This is a genomic window from Mesorhizobium sp. BH1-1-4, assembly GCF_020165665.1.
Lineage (GTDB): Bacteria > Pseudomonadota > Alphaproteobacteria > Rhizobiales > Rhizobiaceae > Mesorhizobium.
Genome location: NZ_JAIUIN010000036.1, coordinates 21,537 through 39,408, shown reverse-complemented (window position 1 = coordinate 39,408; position 17,872 = coordinate 21,537). Strand labels below are relative to the sequence as shown.

16 protein-coding genes are annotated in these 17,872 nt (G+C 64.8%); 9 read left to right on the top strand and 7 right to left on the bottom strand.

The genetic code is table 11. The features are described 5' to 3' along the window. Nucleotides 1–35 precede the first annotated feature (35 nt). From LB569_RS30670 to LB569_RS30655, 4 genes are all read right to left on the bottom strand, one after another. A complete protein-coding gene (locus LB569_RS30670) occupies nucleotides 36–1,598 on the bottom strand; it encodes a DegQ family serine endoprotease (protein WP_224695254.1) in 1,563 nt (520 codons plus the stop codon). A 188-nt stretch (nucleotides 1,599–1,786) separates the two neighbouring features. Further along, entirely contained in the window at nucleotides 1,787–2,506 is a 720-nt protein-coding gene (locus LB569_RS30665) for an MBL fold metallo-hydrolase (RefSeq protein WP_224695259.1), read from the bottom strand. A gap of 11 nt (nucleotides 2,507–2,517) precedes the next feature. Next, nucleotides 2,518–3,684 (bottom strand): diphosphate--fructose-6-phosphate 1-phosphotransferase, encoded by a 1,167-nt coding sequence (locus LB569_RS30660; protein WP_224695253.1) that lies wholly within the window; start codon nucleotides 3,682–3,684, stop codon nucleotides 2,518–2,520. Nucleotides 3,685–3,771: 87 nt separating this feature from the next. Further along, the gene (locus LB569_RS30655; protein WP_140703296.1) at nucleotides 3,772–4,542 is read right to left on the bottom strand and encodes a L,D-transpeptidase; all 771 of its coding nucleotides are present in this window, start codon (nucleotides 4,540–4,542) and stop codon (nucleotides 3,772–3,774) included. A 238-nt stretch (nucleotides 4,543–4,780) separates the two neighbouring features. Between LB569_RS30655 and LB569_RS31885 the strand changes: the two genes are divergently transcribed. Both LB569_RS31885 and LB569_RS30650 read left to right on the top strand, forming a co-directional pair. Further along, nucleotides 4,781–4,903, top strand: a complete 123-nt coding sequence (locus LB569_RS31885) for a hypothetical protein (protein ID WP_140703298.1) — start codon at nucleotides 4,781–4,783, stop codon at nucleotides 4,901–4,903. 155 nt (nucleotides 4,904–5,058) lie between these two features. After that, nucleotides 5,059–5,682: a LysE family translocator gene (locus LB569_RS30650; protein ID WP_224695252.1), complete on the top strand. Its 624-nt coding sequence runs from the start codon at nucleotides 5,059–5,061 to the stop codon at nucleotides 5,680–5,682. 163 nt (nucleotides 5,683–5,845) lie between these two features. Here LB569_RS30650 and LB569_RS30645 read toward each other — a convergent pair whose 3' ends face one another. Continuing rightward, complete coding sequence (locus LB569_RS30645) at nucleotides 5,846–8,632, bottom strand: autotransporter outer membrane beta-barrel domain-containing protein (RefSeq protein ID WP_224695251.1); 2,787 nt, start codon at nucleotides 8,630–8,632, stop codon at nucleotides 5,846–5,848. Between the two features lie 226 nt (nucleotides 8,633–8,858). On the opposite strand from LB569_RS30645, the gene LB569_RS30640 reads away from it, so the two are divergent. Together LB569_RS30640 and xylB are read left to right on the top strand one after the other, a co-directional pair. After that, nucleotides 8,859–10,181, top strand: a complete 1,323-nt coding sequence (locus LB569_RS30640) for a tetratricopeptide repeat protein (RefSeq protein ID WP_224695250.1) — start codon at nucleotides 8,859–8,861, stop codon at nucleotides 10,179–10,181. 80 nt (nucleotides 10,182–10,261) lie between these two features. After that, on the top strand, nucleotides 10,262–11,716 hold the full coding sequence (xylB, locus tag LB569_RS30635) for a xylulokinase (protein WP_224695249.1): 1,455 nt from the start codon (nucleotides 10,262–10,264) through the stop codon (nucleotides 11,714–11,716). 197 nt (nucleotides 11,717–11,913) lie between these two features. Here xylB and LB569_RS30630 read toward each other — a convergent pair whose 3' ends face one another. Continuing rightward, nucleotides 11,914–12,276 carry a nuclear transport factor 2 family protein gene (locus tag LB569_RS30630; protein WP_224695248.1) on the bottom strand — a complete coding sequence of 121 codons (363 nt, stop codon included), beginning with the start codon at nucleotides 12,274–12,276 and terminating at the stop codon, nucleotides 11,914–11,916. Between the two features lie 114 nt (nucleotides 12,277–12,390). Here LB569_RS30630 and xylA point away from each other — a divergent pair, with 114 nt between their 5' ends. Together xylA and LB569_RS30620 are read left to right on the top strand one after the other, a co-directional pair. Next, entirely contained in the window at nucleotides 12,391–13,716 is a 1,326-nt protein-coding gene (xylA, locus tag LB569_RS30625) for a xylose isomerase (protein WP_224695247.1), read from the top strand. A 205-nt stretch (nucleotides 13,717–13,921) separates the two neighbouring features. Continuing rightward, on the top strand, nucleotides 13,922–14,131 hold the full coding sequence (locus tag LB569_RS30620) for a hypothetical protein (protein WP_224695246.1): 210 nt from the start codon (nucleotides 13,922–13,924) through the stop codon (nucleotides 14,129–14,131). 24 nt (nucleotides 14,132–14,155) lie between these two features. Here LB569_RS30620 and LB569_RS30615 read toward each other — a convergent pair whose 3' ends face one another. Beyond that, on the bottom strand, nucleotides 14,156–15,133 hold the full coding sequence (locus LB569_RS30615) for a GlxA family transcriptional regulator (RefSeq protein WP_224539567.1): 978 nt from the start codon (nucleotides 15,131–15,133) through the stop codon (nucleotides 14,156–14,158). Nucleotides 15,134–15,212: 79 nt separating this feature from the next. Here LB569_RS30615 and LB569_RS30610 point away from each other — a divergent pair, with 79 nt between their 5' ends. The 3 genes from LB569_RS30610 to LB569_RS30600 are packed head-to-tail and all read left to right on the top strand — an operon-like array spanning nucleotide 15,213 to nucleotide 17,870. Further along, complete coding sequence (locus tag LB569_RS30610) at nucleotides 15,213–16,136, top strand: 3-keto-5-aminohexanoate cleavage protein (protein WP_224695245.1); 924 nt, start codon at nucleotides 15,213–15,215, stop codon at nucleotides 16,134–16,136. Nucleotides 16,137–16,149: 13 nt separating this feature from the next. Continuing rightward, a complete protein-coding gene (locus LB569_RS30605; protein WP_224695244.1) occupies nucleotides 16,150–16,779 on the top strand; it encodes an HD domain-containing protein in 630 nt (209 codons plus the stop codon). Next, complete coding sequence (locus LB569_RS30600; protein ID WP_224695243.1) at nucleotides 16,776–17,870, top strand: carnitine 3-dehydrogenase; 1,095 nt, start codon at nucleotides 16,776–16,778, stop codon at nucleotides 17,868–17,870. Before LB569_RS30605 ends, LB569_RS30600 begins: the two co-directional genes overlap by 4 nt. Nucleotides 17,871–17,872 lie beyond the last annotated feature (2 nt).

Below are 17,872 nucleotides of genomic sequence, written 5' to 3'. Positions count from 1 at the left end.
CCCCCCCCCCCCCCCCCCCCCCCCGGCGTTACTGTTCAGCCATTGGCGAACGGCACGGCGACATAGATCTGGCTGCCGTCGCGTTCGACCAGCAACAGCACCGACTTGCGACCCGACTTGCTGGCCTGCGCGATGGCTTGCGTGACCTGCCTGGCGCTCTTCACCGGCGCCTGGTTGACGGCGACGATGATGTCGCCGGGCTGGATACCGGCGGCGCCCGCGGCCTTGTCCGGATTGACGGTGGCAACCACCGCGCCGTGCTCGTTGTCGGCGAGGTTCATCTGCTGGCGAATGTCTGGCGTGATGTCCATCAAGCCAAGGCCGATGGCCGGGGCGCGGGACCCCTGCCCGGCGTCAGGCGCGCTGGAATCGCCATTGGATGCCGTCTTCACGTCGTCGCTGTTGCGTCCGACAGCGACGGAAATCTGCATGGCCTTGCCCTTGCGCCAGACATCCAGCGTTTCCTTGGCACCCGGCGCGACATCGGCGACGGCCCGCGACAGATCCTTGGGATCCTTGACGTCCTGCCCGGCGAAGCTGGTGATGACGTCGCCGGTTTCGACGCCGGCCTTGGCGGCGGGCGAGCCGTCATTGACCCGGGCGACCAACGCACCGGCGGGATGGTCGAGCCCGACGGCGCTGGCCACGTCAGGGGTGACCGGCTGGATCTCGACGCCGAGATAGCCGTATTCGATGTCGCCGCCCTTCATCAGCTTGGCGACCACCTTCTGTGCCTGGTCCGACGGAATGGCGAAGCCGACGCCGACGCTGCCGCCATTGGGCGAATAGATCGCCGTGTTGATGCCGACGACATTGCCGCTGACATCCACCAGCGGGCCGCCGGAATTGCCGTGATTGATCGGCGCGTCGATCTGGATGAAATCGTCGAACGGCCCACTATGCAGATCGCGGCCACGCGCCGAGACGATACCGGCCGTTACCGTGGTGCCGATGCCGAAGGGATTGCCGATCGCCAGCACCTGGTCGCCTGTCATGAGCTTGTCTGAGTCGCCCCATTTCACGGTTGGCAAGGGCCTGCCGGCCTTGATCTGCAGCACGGCGAGATCGTTCTTGGCGTCGTGACCGAGAAGCTTGGCCGGAAGCTCCGTACCGTCGTCGAGCGTGACCTTGATCGAAGAGGCGCCGTCGACGACATGGTTGTTGGTGACGATGGTGCCGTCGGCGCTGACGATGAAGCCCGAACCGAGCGCCTCGGCGCGCTGCGACTGCTGTTGCTGCGGAGGCGTCTTGGGACCAGGCATGCCCTGATCGCCGAAGAACTGGCGGAAATAGTCGTCGAAAGGCGAATTGCCGCCAAAGGGCGAACCGTCGGGCGACCCTTCGCTCATGGCTTCCGGCTGCGCCTTCATGACTGTCGTGACGGTGACGACGGCGGGCTTGGCCGCGGCCACGATGGGCGCGAACGATCCGTTTGGAGCCGTTATTCCGGCGACGGGTGTCTGGGTGGTCGCAACGGCATTGCTCAAGCCGGCACTGCCGGGATTCTGGGCAAACGAGACGACGGCGGGGGAGATGATCAGCGCGGCGCCCAGCAGGGCGGCGACGCGATGCCTACGAAGAATACCAAGGGGTGACATGGTCGTTCTGTCCGGGCGAGAGTTGATCCGGCGCCGCGGGCGGCTCTTGGGAGAAAGCGTCCGTCAGCGTGTCGACGACCGGGATGGCCTGTCTCGCCTTACATGGCAGCCGGCCGGATCGACATGAGGTATCTAGGGTCCCGAATGGCCTGAATTAGGGTTTTTGCCCGACCTTACGAAGATTTAATTCAGGGCGCGCTTACAGAGCGCAGGTAGGCCGACGCGATCTCACGCATGCGCCTGCCGTCGAAACTCGGGCCGTGGCCGCCGTGGCCGATACGGATCGGCAGGTCGAGCAGGCGGCGCATCGTGCCGGCATAGGCCGTCCGGTCGGAATCCGGCAAATCGTCGATCAGCATGGCGTCATAGATGGCGTCGCCGCTGAAGAACAGGCCGTCGGCCTCGTCGAACAGGGCGATCGAATCCGGTGAGTGACCCGGAAGATGCAGCACGCGAAATTGCCGGTCGCCGAGATCGACCACGTCGCCCTCATCGAGAGTCCGCGTCAGCGGCGCCGACGGGATCTTGTAATCCGACGCCTTCCAGCCCGACTCGGGCAGTTTCGAAACCGCCCCCTCGAGATCGTGGAACATGTAGGCGTAGGTCGCGGCCTCATCCATGCTCTCGAATTGCGCCGCGCTCATCCTCGGCCCGGCCCGCCACGGGAATTCGTGCAGCGAGCCGACATGATCGAGATGGATATGGGTGGCGACGACCAGAAGCGGCTTGCCTTCCGGCGTCTCTATCCACGGCGCCAGCGGACAGATGCCCATGCCGGTGTCGACCAGAAGGTCGGCGTCGCGGCCGGTGAAATGCCAGATGTTGGCGCGCACATAGTCGTGCACGAACGGCTCGGTCAGCATCGTCGTCCTGTCGTCGACGATGCTCCTGGAGAACCAGCCCGGCATAGGGGCCGGCATCAGACGAACGGCTTTCCGACCTTGTATTTTTCCGGCACCAGCCGCCTGAGATAGGCCATGCCGGTCTCGGACAGCTGGTTCTCCTCGGGCTTCATGAAATCGTCGGGCATGTGGCGGGTCTTGCCGGCGACGTTCTTCAGCGGCACCTTTTTCAGCACTATTTTGCTGCCATCATACTGCAGCGCCACCGAGCCGCCGCCCTGCTCGGCCACGCCGACGGCGAAGGCGCCGGCATCGAAGGCCTCCTGCGCGTCAACCGCGCTGATGGCGCCGACATAGCCGCGCGGCATGTAGCCGAGCGCGTCGACGCGGGCTCGCTTGCCCGGCAGCCCCTCGGCCAATGCCCGTTCGAGCGCCGCCGGCAGGTCGCTGCCCGACAGTTTGACATTGCCGTGCTGGTCGCGTTCGAGCTTGTCCGCCGGCACCAGGCTTTCGACCAGCGCCTTGCCGTCGGCGGTGCTGACGCCTTCCGACACGGCGACGATGCAGCGCTTGTGGCGATCGAGCGTGGCGCGCACGTCGTCGATGAAGCCGGCGGCGGAGAACGGCCGCTCCGGCACGTAGACGAGATGCGGGCCGCTGCCGGGGTCGAACTGCCAAGCTGCCGCGGCTGCGGTCAGGAAGCCGGCATGCCGGCCCATGACGATGCCGACATAAATGCCGGGCAGGGCGCGGAAATCGAGGTCGACCGACAGGAACGCGCCGGCGACGAATTCCGCCGCCGAGATGAAGCCCGGCGTGTGGTCGTTTTCCTCGAGATCGTTGTCGATGGTTTTCGGCGCATGGACGAAGGCGATCTTGCCGCCGGCGGCATCGGTCAGGATCTGCTGCGTGCCCGAGGTGTCGTTGCCGCCGATATAGATGAAGGCGTCGGCGCCCGCCTTCTGCAGGCCCTTCAGGATGACCTCGCAATAGGCGGCGTCAGGCTTGTCGCGCGTCGAGCCGAGGGCGGCGCTCGGGGTTCCGGCGATCAGCCGCAACCGGTCCTCCGGGATGGCGGACAGGTCGACATAGTTGCCGTCACGGATACCGCGCACGCCATGGATGGAGCCCAGCACCTTGGCGCCGGGATGGCGCTTGCGGATCTCCAGCGTGGCGCCGACGACCGTCTGGTTGATGACGGCGGTCGGGCCGCCGCCCTGCGCGATGACGAAGGTTCCGGCCATGCTTGATTTCTCCCCGGGTGATGGTTTTCAAGGCACCTTGGCCTGTCTTGCCGCATCGCGCAACGGGAGAAACGGAGGGCTAAACGATCACATGACGACGACGGGGTTTTTCTTCGACACCCGGCTGTAGAGATCGATGATGTCCTGGTTGATCAGGCGCACGCAGCCCGACGACATCGCCTGGCCGATGCTCCACCATTCGGGCGAACCATGGATGCGGTAGCCTGTGTCCTTGCCGTCCTGGTAGATGTAGAGCGCACGCGCCCCGAGCGGATTGGTGAGGCCGCCGGGCTGGCCGCCCTGCCACTTCACCAGTTCGGGCTTGCGCTGGATCATTTCGGGCGGCGGCGTCCAGGTCGGCCATTCCCGCCCGTACTGGATGTTGGCGCGGCCTGACCAGCGGAAGCCGTCCTTGCCGATGCCGACGCCGTAGCGGATGGCGTCGCCGCCCGGCTGGACGAGATAGAGCATGCGCTCCTTGAGATGGACGACGATGGTGCCGGGCGCCTCGCCGGTCGTGTCGACAACGATCTGACGGCGGAATTCCGGCTTGACCTTGAGATAGGGCACCTCGGGAACGTTGAAGCCGTTGTCGGTCAGCGCGGCATACATGAGGTCGGGGCTGGTGATGTTCTTGTCGACGCTGATCGAGGGGCGGATCGGCCGCACCGAACCGGTGACCGTATCGTCGAGCTGGAGCGCCGGCAGGTCGCCACCACCCGAAGTCGAGCAGCCGGCGACGCCAAGCAGCGCCAGGGCGCCCGCCCCGGACAGGACGGCGCGGCGGGAGAGAAAAAGATCGGTTTCGATTGCGTCGCCATTTCGCGGCGGCGTCGGACCTTGCGGCAACTCAGGCATATACCAAACCCTACGCTGTCGGCGGGAAGCACGGTCCGGCCGGATGTCAGGCATTTTCATCATTCATGGTTGATAAAGCGTGAATACCTTGCGTTGCCTGCGTTCGCGTCTTGCCGAGGTGACGTTGCGCCGTCCCCGGCGATCGCCGCTCCCGTGTCCCTGCACAAAATCACCTCCATCGGGTCATAATCCCGGCACCGGCGTTTCCTACCTCTCCGGCGATCAGCGAGGGGCCTCCATGTGCAAGACGTTAAAAACCGACATCAAGCTTTTTGCCGCAGCCATTGCCGCGGCCGCCATGGTTCTCGGTGCCAATGTCAGCCTGGCCGATATAGTGAGCACGCTGGGCGGCGCGAACTGACCCCTGGCTGCCGCTGGCGAAACTGACGGCACGGCAATTGCGGCAGCGGGCGCGGCGGTTGCGCCCGCAATCTCCTGAAAAACAAAAATCAGACCTCTTTACATTCTCCCTGGGCTCGGGATTTATCCTTTTCCTTAACCCAAGGGGAGACAGACATGTCCTTCGAAAACTGGGCCGCCTTCGCTGCCGCGTCGACCATCCTTCTCATCATCCCGGGCCCGACAATCCTGTTGGTCGTGTCGTATGCGCTGGGCCAGGGCTGGCGCACCGCCTTGCCGATGGCCGTCGGCGTGGCACTCGGCGACTTCACCGCCATGACCTTGTCGATGCTGGGCATCGGCGCGCTGCTGGCGGCCTCGGCGACCGTCTTCACCGTCCTGAAGCTGATCGGCGCCGGCTATCTGATCTATCTCGGTGTGAAACTGTTCCGCGCCGGCGGCGCGCTGAAAGCAGAACCGCGCACCGACGCGGTGTCTTCGGCCAAGATGATGGCGCATGCCTGGCTGGTCACCGCGCTCAACCCGAAGAGCATCACCTTCTTCGTCGCCTTCCTGCCGCAGTTTCTCGACCGGCATGCCGATTTCTGGGCGCAGATGCTGATCTTCGAGACGACGTTCCTGGCGCTCGCCTTCGCCAACGCCTTCGGTTACGCGCTGATCGCGGCACGCGCCCGCAACGTGGTGCGCAACCCCAAGGCGATCCGCATCTTCAACCGAACCGGCGGCACGCTGCTGGTCGGCGCCGGCATCGCCACCGTGGCGATGCGTTCCGGCAATTGAAAAACGCTGGCGCGCCCAAGGTGTGTTGAGATTCAGGTCAGGCCGAGCCGAAAATGGCTGATATCGAGAGCCGGAGCGGTGCGGACATGGGTCCGCGAGCACCGGAAGCGCAGATATCAGGCGTTTGCAGGCCGGCATCACCTGAATATCAGCACACCTTGCTTCACCATTTGACGCTGAAACCCAGATTGCCCTCGAGGACGCGGCGTTTGTCGCCGCCGAGATTGGTGGTGTAGTCGCCGGTGGCGAAGATGCTGACCTTGTCGGTCACCTTGGCGACGATGCCGCCACCGAACTCGAACGAGGTCGACCTGCCCTGCGTCGAGATGTCGGTCGCGTCGAAGTTGACCCGATCGGTGCCGCCGAAATCATGCCAGATGTTGGCCTTGAGGTAGGGCTGCAGCGCCATGCCGCTGACGGTGGCCTCGCCTTGCAGCCTCGCGCCCAGCCGGCCGGTGACGCTGCCGTCGCTGTCGAAGGAAACCGAGGAGAAACGGTCCTTGGCATCGTCGAGCGACAGGTGCTGCCAGATCAGTTGCGCCTGCGGTTCGAGCGTCCAGCCCTGTGCCAGCGCTATGGGATAGCCGCCTTCCAGCGAGGCTGTCACGCCTGTTCCGCCAATGTCGATGCCGACATCGCGCGACGACGTGGCGTCGCCGCCGAAGAAGGTGGCCATGAGGACGCCGTCGAGGTACCAGCCGCCCTGGCCGATGCGCGTCCAGTAGCCGCCGACGCTGGTGCCGCTGACATCGATGCCGCCGACGGACAGATCATTCTGGCCCAGCGCCTGGCCACGCACGTCACCCTTCATGCTGGCATAGGCGACGAACAGGCCGGCGCGGTCGATCCCGCCAGAGGCGGTTTCGCGTCCGAAGACGTCGAAGCCCGCCTGCAAGCCGAACAAGGTCCCGTCGAAGGACGGCGACACCGTTCCCGACCAGCCCATTTTGGCGTCCTGGCCGTAGATGCGGCCCCAGACCGGCGACAGCTCCGTGTTCGACAACAGGCTCTGTTCGCCGCGCCGCTCGTGGAAGGTGCCGAGCGTCGTCATCGCCAGATGTTCGGCCACCGGCGGCAAGGCCGAATAGGTGGGCACCTCGATGCGGTAGAGCAGGATCGTCTCGCCGGCCGCCGGCGTCGGCAGGTCCGGAACGGCGGTCGGCACCACCGGTGGTGGCGGCGGCGGATCCGCCGCCGGCGCTGGCGGTGGTGGCGGCGGCGCCTCGGGCTCTGGATCGCTCGCCTGCACCGGCGGTGTCGAATCGACCGGCGGGTTGTTGATGTCGCCATCGGTCGGCACCGGAACCGGCGGCAGTTCGGAGGGCGGCGGCGGTGGCTCGACCTGGGGCGCCTCCGGCTCCGGTTGCGACGTCGGTTCGAGTGCCGACGGCCCGGCGGCCGGCGTTGCCGGTGTGTTCAGCGTCGAACGCAGATACCAGTTCTCCTCGCTGCCGGCGCTGACGCCGCCCTTGAAGAGATAATATTCGAAGGCGCCGGCGGCGACCGGCGCATCGAGGGCAAAGGCGCCGGCGCTCGATGAGGCTCCGTTGACGGCCTGGACGAGCATAATGCCGTCGGCCGTGGTCTGCGCCCCGGCACCGCCGACATTGACGACGGCAATGCCGGTCGAGCCCGAAGCCGTGCCGCCCGACAGCACCAGCCGGTCGGAAGCGGAGCTGTCGTCGCCGAGTTCGGTCTGCAACAGCAGCAAGCCGCCCATGCCGACATAATTGCCAGAAATGGTCAGGCGGTCGGTGGCGCCGGTGCCGCCATTGGTCAGGTCGATGCGGCCGGCATTGACCACTTCGGCCAACTGCCCAGCGGTAAAGGCCTGGATGGAACTGTTGAAGCCGCCGCCATAGAGCGTGCTTGCTAGGTCGACGCTGAGCTTCCCGGTGCCCGTGCCGCTGTCGCCCAGCACGAGATTGCCGTCGAGGATCAGCTGGGTGTCATTGGTGGCGTCGATGGTTTCCCAGTTCTGGACCCTGGCGATGCCGTCCAGCTTGACGTTGTCGAAGGTGAGCGCATCGGTGCCGAGGCCGCCGTTCAGCGCATCGGCTCCGCCGAGATTGGCCTTGGTGAGATTGCTGAGTTTGGCTGTATCATTGTCGGCGCCGAGGTCGACCGAGCCATAGACGATGCCGCCGCCGTCCCAGACGAAACTGTCCGCGCTGAAGCTCATCAGCACGTCGCCGCCGACCGTGCCGCCGGTGATCGTCACGCTGTCATTGCCGCCGCTGACGCTGATGTTGCCGCCGATCGTACCGCCGGAGAGAATGATGGTGTCCTGATCGAAGCCGGTGACGAGGTTGCGGTCGATGGTGCCGCCCGACATGTTGAAATAGTTCTTGTCGAGCTTCATGTTGACGCGACCGATGCGGCCGCCCGTCATCACGGCATTGTCGCCATCGTCGAAGAAATCGACGATACGGCCGCCCGTCATGGTGAAGGTGTCCAGTCCGTCGCCTTGGTTGAGCGACCCGACCTGGCCGCCGCTCATGTTGAAGTCGTCGATGCCGGCGCCCTGTTGGACATTGCCGGCGACAGTGCCGCCGCCGATAGTGAAGAAATCCGTGCCTCCGCCCTGGTCGACCGTGCCGGTGATGGTGCCGGACTGCATGTCGATGCGGTCGGTGCCGGCGCCGAAGGTGACGTTGCCGCTCACCTGGCCGGTGCCGCCGGCGGGAAAGTTCAGCGTGTTGTTGCCGCTGGTGTCGTTGAGGCTGCCGCCCGAATCACCGCTATCGCAAGTGAAGGTGTCATTTCCCGGAGACGGGACCAGCACGCACGCGGCAAAGGCCGCCGAGTTAGGCAGCAACACGAGCGCTGTAGTTGCAAGCAAGCTAATAAACCATGGATTGATTCGCCGGGGCTCTGGCCGCAGCAAAGCAATAGCTCGATCGGTGTGCTGCGAACCGTTGTCCGGAAGCTGTATTTTCAAATGCCGCATCGCGTCCCCTCTCAGATCGCGATTACAAGCCCCTTACCCGCGCCGCAATGAAGCCACAATTCGTTCGGTTTTACAAAGCCTAATCTGCTTCTCATGGTTGATGAACTGGAAAGACTAGTGGACTAAACCGGGCTAGCACGCGGTTGGCGTGTCCGTGGCCCATGTACTAGGATCGCCTTGGGCCGAAGGATCGAGGCCCTGTCACGGGTCGATCAAAGGATATGGCATGGCAATCAAGGACGCATCCGGTCTCGCATTTTCAGGCGCAACGGAGGCAGGGTTCACGCCCTATGGCCAGGCGGTGCGTGAACTGCTGTGCTTTATCGGCGATCCCGTCGCCTCCATCGACCGCGCCATCGCGGAAGATCCCGGCTTCGTCATGGCGCATGTCTTCAAGGGCTATCTCTTCGGGCTCGCCACCGAGCGCGAGGCGACGGCCGTGGCCAAGGCTTGCCACGAGGCGGCGCTGCCGCTTGCCGCGACGACCCGCGAGCAGGCGCATGTTTCAGCCCTTGGCCACCTCGCCAACGGGCGTTGGCATCAAGCCAGCCGCATTCTCGAGGACATCGCCATCGAGACCCCGCGCGACGGGCTGGCGCTGCAGGTGGGCCATCAGATCGATTTCTTCACCGGCAATGCCCGCATGCTGCGCGACCGCATCGCCCGTGCCCTGCCATCCTGGCAAAGCGGCATGTCCGGATACCACGCCATGCTTGGCATGCAGGCGTTCGGGCTGGAGGAAATGGGGGACTATGTCAGGGCCGAGCAGCTTGGCCGCGCGGCTGTCGATATCGAGCCGCGCGACGGCTGGGCGCAGCATGCCGTCGCCCATGTCATGGAAATGCAAAGCCGGCAAAGGGACGGCATTGCCTGGATGCGTGCCAATCCCGAAGCCTGGACGAGGGAGAGCTTCCTGCAGGTGCACAATTGGTGGCACCTGGCGCTGTTCCACTATGATCTCGGCGAGACCGACGAAGTGCTGGCGCTCTATGACGGCCCCATCTACAGAGTGCCATCGACGATGGCGCTCAACATGGTCGATGCCTCGGCAATCCTGTGGCGACTCTATCTTGGCGGCATCGATGTCGGCGACCGCTGGACGGCAATCGCCGCCAACTGGCGCAAGGCCGGCGCCGGCAACTATGCCTTCAACGATGTCCACGCAATGATGGCGTTTGTCGGCGCCGGGCTCGATGGCCCGGCCCGGACCTTGCTCGAGACCCAGGGCGAGGCCATGCACGGCAACGACGACAATGCGGCCTTCACAAGGGATGTCGGCCATCCCCTGACGCTCGCCATCAAGGCGTTCGGTGATGGCAATTATGCCGAGACCGTGCGCCTGATCCGGCCAATCCGGGCGATCGCCCACCGTTTCGGCGGCAGCCACGCGCAGCGCGACGTCATCGATTTGACGCTGATCGAGGCGGCCCTGCGCGCCGGTGACGCTGCGCTTGCCAGGGCGCTCGCGGCGGAACGGTCGATGGCGCGACCCGACAGTCCGCTGTCGGCGCTCCTTTCACGGCGTGCGGCCGATTTGTCGGAGAATTGACCCGCGACGGTTCTTGCCTTAAAAATTGGCTGAAGCATATTTTTCGGGCTCCGAAAAAAATAAGAACGTGGGAGGAAACCATGTATCTCGGCCTCGACCTGGGCACGTCGGGCGTCAAGGCGCTGCTGATCGATGCCGGACAGGGCGTCATCGGCTCCGGCCATGGCTCACTTGATGTCTCGCGGCCGCATCCCGGCTGGTCCGAGCAGGACCCGCTACACTGGATACGCGCCTGCGAGGACGCGATCGCCGAGCTGAAAGCTTCTCATCCGGCACAGGTCGCGGCGGTGAAAGGCATCGGCCTCTCCGGCCAGATGCATGGCGCGACCTTGCTCGATGCCGCCGATCAGGTGCTGCGCCCCTGCATCCTGTGGAACGACACGCGCAGCCATGTCGAGGCGGCGGCACTCGACGCCGATCCGCGCTTCCGCGCTCTCACCGGCAACATCGTCTTTCCCGGTTTCACCGCGCCCAAGCTCGCCTGGGTGAAGAACAACGAACCCGCCGTCTTCGCCAAGGTGGCAAAAGTGCTGTTGCCGAAGGATTTCCTGCGGCTCTGGCTGACCGGCGAACATATGTCGGAAATGTCCGACTCGGCCGGTACGTCCTGGCTCGATGTCGGCAAGCGCCGCTGGTCACCAGAACTGCTCGCCGCGACATCGCTAGACGAGAAACACATGCCGTCGCTGGTCGAGGGCACCGCGAAGGCCGGCGGCCTGCGCGCCGAATTGGCGTCCAAATGGGGCATCGCGGCCGGCATTCCGGTGGCTGGCGGCGCCGGCGACAACGCGGCTTCCGCCTGCGGCATGGGCATGGTCGGCGCCGGCCACGCTTTTGTTTCGCTCGGCACGTCGGGCGTGCTGTTTGCCGCCAACGCATCCTATCTGCCCAACCCGGCAAGCGCGGTGCACACATTCTGCCATGCGCTGCCAAACACCTGGCACCAGATGGGCGTCATCCTGTCGGCGACCGATTCGCTCAACTGGCTGTCGGAAATCACCGGCAAGGGCGCCGGCGAGTTGACCGGGGAACTCGGGGAGACGCTGAAAGCGCCGAGCGGCCTGTCCTTCCTGCCCTATCTCTCGGGCGAGCGCACGCCGCACAATGATTCCGCCATTCGCGGTTCCTTCACCGGCCTGGCGCATGAATCCAGCCGCGCCGTGCTGACCCAGGCCGTGCTCGAAGGCGTCGCCTTCGCCTTCCGCGACAGCCTCGAAGCGCTGAAGACGGCCGGCACCAGCTTGACGCGGGTGACCGCGATCGGCGGCGGCTCGCGCTCGCGCTACTGGCTGAAGGCCATCGCCACCGCGCTGCAGCTGCCGATCGACATCCCCGCCGATGGCGATTTCGGGGCTGCGTTTGGTGCGGCAAGGCTCGGGCTGATCGCGGCGACGGGCGCCGATCCGCTGGCCGTGTGCACGGCGCCAAGGACGGATGCGACGATCGAACCGGATGCTGGTCTTGGTGGGGCGTATACCGATGCCTATCAACGCTACCGGGCGTTGTATCCGGCGATCAGGGCTGTAACCGCGTGATTTGGCGCGAGGCGCCCCCCTCTGCCCTGCCGGGCATCTCCCCCGCAAGGGGGGAGATTAGCAGCGTCGACGGCTCAGCCAATCTTGATGGGCTGGCAATTTGCGAAGCCGGAAAAGCCAGCCAATCTCCCCCCTCGAGGGGGAGATGCCCGGCAGGGCAGAGGGGGGCGCCTCGCACCTCTCTTCCTAAGTTAGTCTCACTGCGCCGGCACCTTGTCCAGAAACCCGGTGACGCTCTTCAGGCGGCCGTCCTCGATGAGACCGATATCAGTGCCTTCGATGACGGACGGGACCCCCTCCGGCCCGAGATTCCAGGAAAATCGGATTTTGTCGGCAAAGCCGTCCGGCGTGCCCTTAAGCGAGAAGCGGAAGCCGGCAAAGCGCTGCTGGACGCCGTCGATCAGCGCCGCGATGCCTTCATGGCCGTCGCCCTGCATGAGCGGATCGCGATAGCTGACGTCTTCGGTGAAAACAGCCTTGAGCAAGGCTGCCCGGCGGTCGGCGTCGCTCTCGTTCCAGACGGTGATGTAGTTCTGGGCGATCGTGGTGAGGTCGGTCATGGTCTGTCTCCTTCGTTTGGCGGTTTTGACAGGACCGTTTTCGACCAGCACCGGCGTGAAACCAATTACGCCTGAGGTAATCGGGCAAAACTATCTTGGAGAGGAAGAGAACCCATGAGCAGCGGATTTTTCGGCGACATCCAGACAATCAAATATGAAGGACCGGATTCGACCAATCCGCTGGCCTATCGTTTCTACAATCCCGACGAAATGGTCGCCGGCAAGCGACTGGAAGACCATCTGCGCTTTGCCGTCGCCTACTGGCATTCCTTCGCCTGGCCGGGCGGCGACCCGTTCGGCGGCCAGACCTTCGACCGTCCCTGGTTCCCCAAGGCCGGCGGCGTCGACACGATGGAATTGGCGAAGCTGAAGGCGGATGTCGCCTTCGAGATGTTCTCGTTGCTCGGCGCTCCCTATTTCTGCTTCCACGACGCCGATGTGCGGCCAGAGGGCAAGGATTTCTCCGAAAGTGCGGCCCGGCTCGATGAAATCGCCGATTATTTCGCCGGCAAGATGAAGCAGACCGGCGTCAAGCTTCTCTGGGGTACGGCCAACCTGTTCTCAAACCGCCGCTTCATGTCGGGCGCGGCGACCAATCCCGATCCGGATGTCTTCGCCTACGCGGCAGCGACGGTGAAGAGCTGCATCGACGTCACCAAGCGGCTGAAGGGCGAGAACTACGTGCTGTGGGGCGGGCGCGAGGGCTATGAGACGCTGCTCAACACCGACCTTGCCCGCGAGCAGGAACAGGCCGGCCGTTTCCTCAACCTCGTCGTCGACTACAAGCACAAGATCGGTTTCAAGGGCACCATCCTGATCGAACCGAAGCCGCAGGAGCCGACAAAGCACCAGTACGACTATGATGTCGCGACCGTTTACGGCTTCCTCAAGCGCTTCGGTCTCGAGAAGGAGGTCAAGCTCAACATCGAGCAGGGCCATGCCATCCTCGCCGGCCATTCCTTCGAGCACGAACTGGCGCTGGCCAATGCGCTGGGGATCTTCGGCTCGATCGACATGAACCGCAACGACTACCAGTCGGGCTGGGACACCGACCAGTTTCCCAACAACGTGCCTGAGATGGCGCTTGCTTATTACCAGGTCCTGCAGGCCGGCGGCTTCAAGACCGGCGGCACCAATTTCGACGCCAAGTTGCGCCGCCAGTCGCTCGACCCGCAGGATCTGCTGATCGGCCATATCGGCGGCATGGATTCTTGCGCGCGCGGCCTCAAGGCGGCAGCCAGGATGGTCGAAGACAAGGCGCTGTCTGGCCCGCTGGCGGAGCGCTATGCCGGCTGGAACAGCGCCGAGGCCAAGGCGATGCTTGCGGGCAAGCGCACGCTGGAGGAGATCGCCGAGCGCGTGGTGAAGAAGAAGATCGAGCCGCAGCCGCGCTCCGGCCGCCAGGAACTGCTGGAAAACATCGTCAACCGCTACGTCTGACGCTGCCTGACCGTCGGCAATCCAAGCCGGCGTACTATGCGATTCGAAAGCTTGGCGCGCGGAAACCTTTTGCGCGCCATGCTGAAATCGACGACAAGGTTTTGCCCTTGCCGCCTCTCAATGACCTCGCCCCTGCCTTCAAACTGCCGTCACGAATCTCGTATAGATATCGCTCGTGGCGGGAGAGGAAGAAGGAGGCGACCCGATGCAGAACGAACGTGAAATCGACGCCCTGCTCTCACCTGAAGCGGCCGGCTCGATCATCGACCGGCTGATGGCCATGCCGCATCCCCGGGATGGCGCGCGCCGCACCAACGAATGGGACCGCGCCGTCGCCAGCCGCTTGGAGACCCATCTCGCACGGCAGATGCGCTCGCAGATCGACGGCGGCAGCGACCGCCAGAATGCTGCCTGATTCCCGAATCGACCCCGGCCCTAATCAACCGCGGCGAAGCCTGACAGGGGCTTCGCCAAAAGCTCTCGAAAAGGCTCTCGAAAAGGCCGCGGCGGACGAAAAACCCGTCCGCCCGGCAATGTCGGCCATGGCGATCCGCGTGTCGACCACGAGCCGGCGCGCGGCGCCCAGCCGCAGCCTGAGATAATAGGCGCCCGGCGTCTCGCCGATCGACTTTCGAAAGATGCTCTCCAGGGTCCGCGCCGTCACACCGGCGCGCTTGGCGACCGCTTCTATGGTCAGCGGCTGGTCGACATGCGATTCCATCAGCCGGATAGCCTGCGCCAGGCGCGGATCGTAGCCGTCGAGCCGGCCGAGCGAGACCAGCGGCTGCGCATCGGTCGCGGCACGGGCCTGGTCGTAGATGAAGACGCTGGCGACATCGAGCGCCACGGCCATGCCGAGCCGCGTGCGAATGAGATGCAGCATCAGGTCGAAGGTCGGCGAGGCGCCGCCCGAGGTGAACACCGGCCCGTCGATGACATAGCGGTCCGGCCGGACGTCGACGCCGGGAAAGGCCGAGGAAAAATCCTCCATGTCCTCCCAATGGGTGGTGGCGCTGCGCCCTTCGAGCAAGCCGGCACGCGCCACCAGCCAGGTGCCGGCCTCGACGCCGCCGCAGGCGCGGGCCGCGCGCGCCGCCCTCCGCAACCCTGAAAGCAGAGCCGACGTCGCGTAATTCTGGGTGCCGAAACCGGCGACGACGACGAGAACGTCGGTTGGCTCGGCCGCGTCGAAACGGCCGCTGACCGCCACCGGCAGGCCGCATGTGGTGACCGGCGCCTCGCCGGTGACCGAGACCAGCTTGAAATCGAACAGGGTCTCGCCGGAGATGCGGTTGGCGGCGCGCAACGGGTCGACGGCCGAGGCGACGCACATGATGGACGACCCGGAAAACACCAGGAACGTCACCTTGAGGGTCTCGCGTTCGGCGCGAAAGACAGATTTTTCGCTTTTGATCATATCATCTTCGTAAAACGCAAAGCAGTTTCGATCAAGGCAAGCGATGCTTGGTGCCTGTTCGAATGGGAGGAAAGTTCCGATGCCGCTTGCGATGAACCGTGAGGTCTTCATTACCTGTGCCGTGACCGGTTCCGGCGGTTCGCAGGATCGCAGCCCGCATGTGCCGCGCTCACCCAAGCAGATCGCCGATTCGGCCATCGATGCGGCCAAGGCGGGTGCGGCCATCGTCCATTGCCATGTGCGCGATCCCGAAACCGGTAAGCCCCGGCGCGACGTGCATCTCTACCGCGAGGTGACCGAGCGCATCCGCGCGGCGGACGTCGACGTCATCCTGAACCTCACCGCCGGCATGGGCGGCGACATGGTGTTCGGCTCGCCGGAAGCACCGCTGCCGCTCAACGAAAAAGGCACCGACATGGGCGGCGCCACCAACCGCATGGAGCACGTGCGCCAGTGCCTGCCGGAAATCTGCACGCTCGACTGCGGCACGATGAATTTCGCCGAGGCCGACTATGTGATGACCAACACGCCCGGCATGCTGCGCGCCATGGGCGGCATGATGACGGCGCTGGGCGTCAAGCCGGAGATCGAGGCCTTCGACACCGGCCATCTGTGGTTCGCCAAGCAGCTGGTCGAGGAAAAAGTGCTCAACGCCGACGCGCTGGTACAGCTCTGCATGGGCGTGCCGTGGGGTGCGCCCGACGACCTCAACACCTTCATGGCCATGGTCAACAACGTGCCGTCGACCTGGAACTGGTCGGCCTTCGCCATCGGCCGCAACCAGATGGCCTATGCCGCGGCGGCGGTGCTCGCCGGCGGCAATGTCCGCGTCGGGCTTGAGGACAATCTCTGGCTCGACAAGGGCGTGCTGGCGACCAACGCGCAACTGGTCGAGCGCGCCGCCTCGATCGTCACCAACCTCGGCGCCAGGATTCTTGGGCCGGAAGAGGTGCGCAAGAAGCTCAACCTGACCAAGCGGGCGCCGATAGCTGCAGCTGCGTAAGGCGAGGCTGATCATGACAACCGTAAAATTCACCGCGATGAAGGATGGCGACAGGGACGATTACGAGTTCCTGACCGCTCATGAAATCGACTATGCCGCCAGGACGGGCGACCGGCTGCTCGATGCCCTGGTCCAGCTCGACGAAGGCCTGTCCGGCTACAAGATCACCCGGCTCGGCCATTCGCTGCAGGCGGCGACACGGGCCTGGCGCGATGGCGCCGACACCGACTGGATCGCCTGCGCCCTGCTGCACGATATCGGCGATATCTACGCGCCCTACAATCACGACGAATACGCCGCGTCGATCCTGAAACCCTTCGTGCGCGAGCAATGCACCTGGGTGGTGGAAAAGCACGGCGACTTCCAGCGGCTCTATTACGCCCATCATCTCGGCGGCAACAGGCAGGCGCGCGACCGCTTCGCCGGCCATGCCTATTTCGACGATTGCGACCAGTTTTGCGAGCGCTGGGACCAGTCGAGCTTCGATCCCGATTACGAGACGTTGCCGATCGAGTTCTTCCGGCCCTTCGTTCTCGAAGTCTTCGCCCGCAAGGCCTACGACCCCTCGGTGATCCGCGCCGGCGAGCGCGTGCCCCTCACCGATCCCCAGACAGCCAGCACAAGAACCGGAGCTTCCGCATGAGCATCATCAACAAGGCGGCCGCCATCGGCGGCGGTGTCATCGGCGCCGGCTGGGTGGCGCGGCTGCTCTTGAACGGCATCGACGTCTCCATTTTCGATCCCGATCCCGAAGCCTCGCGCAAGGTCTCGGAAGTGATGAAAGGCGCGCGCCGCGCCTACAGGCAGATGGTGCCCGGCGGCCTGCCCAAGGAGGGCAAGCTCACCTTCGCCAAGACCATCGCCGAAGCGGTGGCCGACGCCGATTTCATCCAGGAAAGCGTGCCGGAACGGCTCGACCTCAAGCACCGCGTGCTGGCCGAGATCGACGCGCATGCGCCGGCCAATGCCATTGTCGGCTCGTCCACATCAGGCATCAAGCCGACCGACATGCAGGTGGCGATGAAGAAGCATCCGGAGCGGTTGGTCGTCGGCCATCCGTTCAACCCGGTCTACCTGCTGCCGCTGGTCGAGATCGTCGGCGGCGACCAGACCTTCCCCGAGGCGATCGAGGTCGCCAAGGAAATCTACGCCTCGATAGGCATGAAGCCGGTCGTGATCCGCAAGGAAATCGAGGCTTTCGTCGGCGACCGCCTGCTCGAAGCCGCCTGGCGCGAGGCGCTGTGGCTGATCAAGGACGGCATCTGCACGGTCGAGGAACTCGACGACATCATGCGCTACGGCTTCGGCCTGCGCTGGGCGCAGATGGGCATGTTCCAGGTCTACCGGGTCGCCGGCGGCGAAGCCGGCATGCGCCACTTCATGGCGCAGTTCGGGCCCTGCCTGAAATGGCCGTGGACCAAGCTGATGGACGTGCCCGAGTTCAACGACGAGCTGGTCGACCTGATCGCCACCCAGTCGGACGACCAGGCGCGTGGCCTGTCGATCCGCGAACTGGAAAAGATCCGCGACGACAATCTGGTCGCCATCATGGATGCGCTGTCGAAGCAGAACAAGGGCAAGGGCTGGGGCGCCGGTGCACTGCACAAGGATTACACCAAACAGCTCGCCAAGCTGGCGGCGAAGAAGCCCGTGGCTTCAAAGGCGGCGGAAAATGCCAAGGCCGCCAAGCCGGTGAAGAAAGCCGAAAAGCCGAAGAAAAAGAAGAAGGGCTGAGA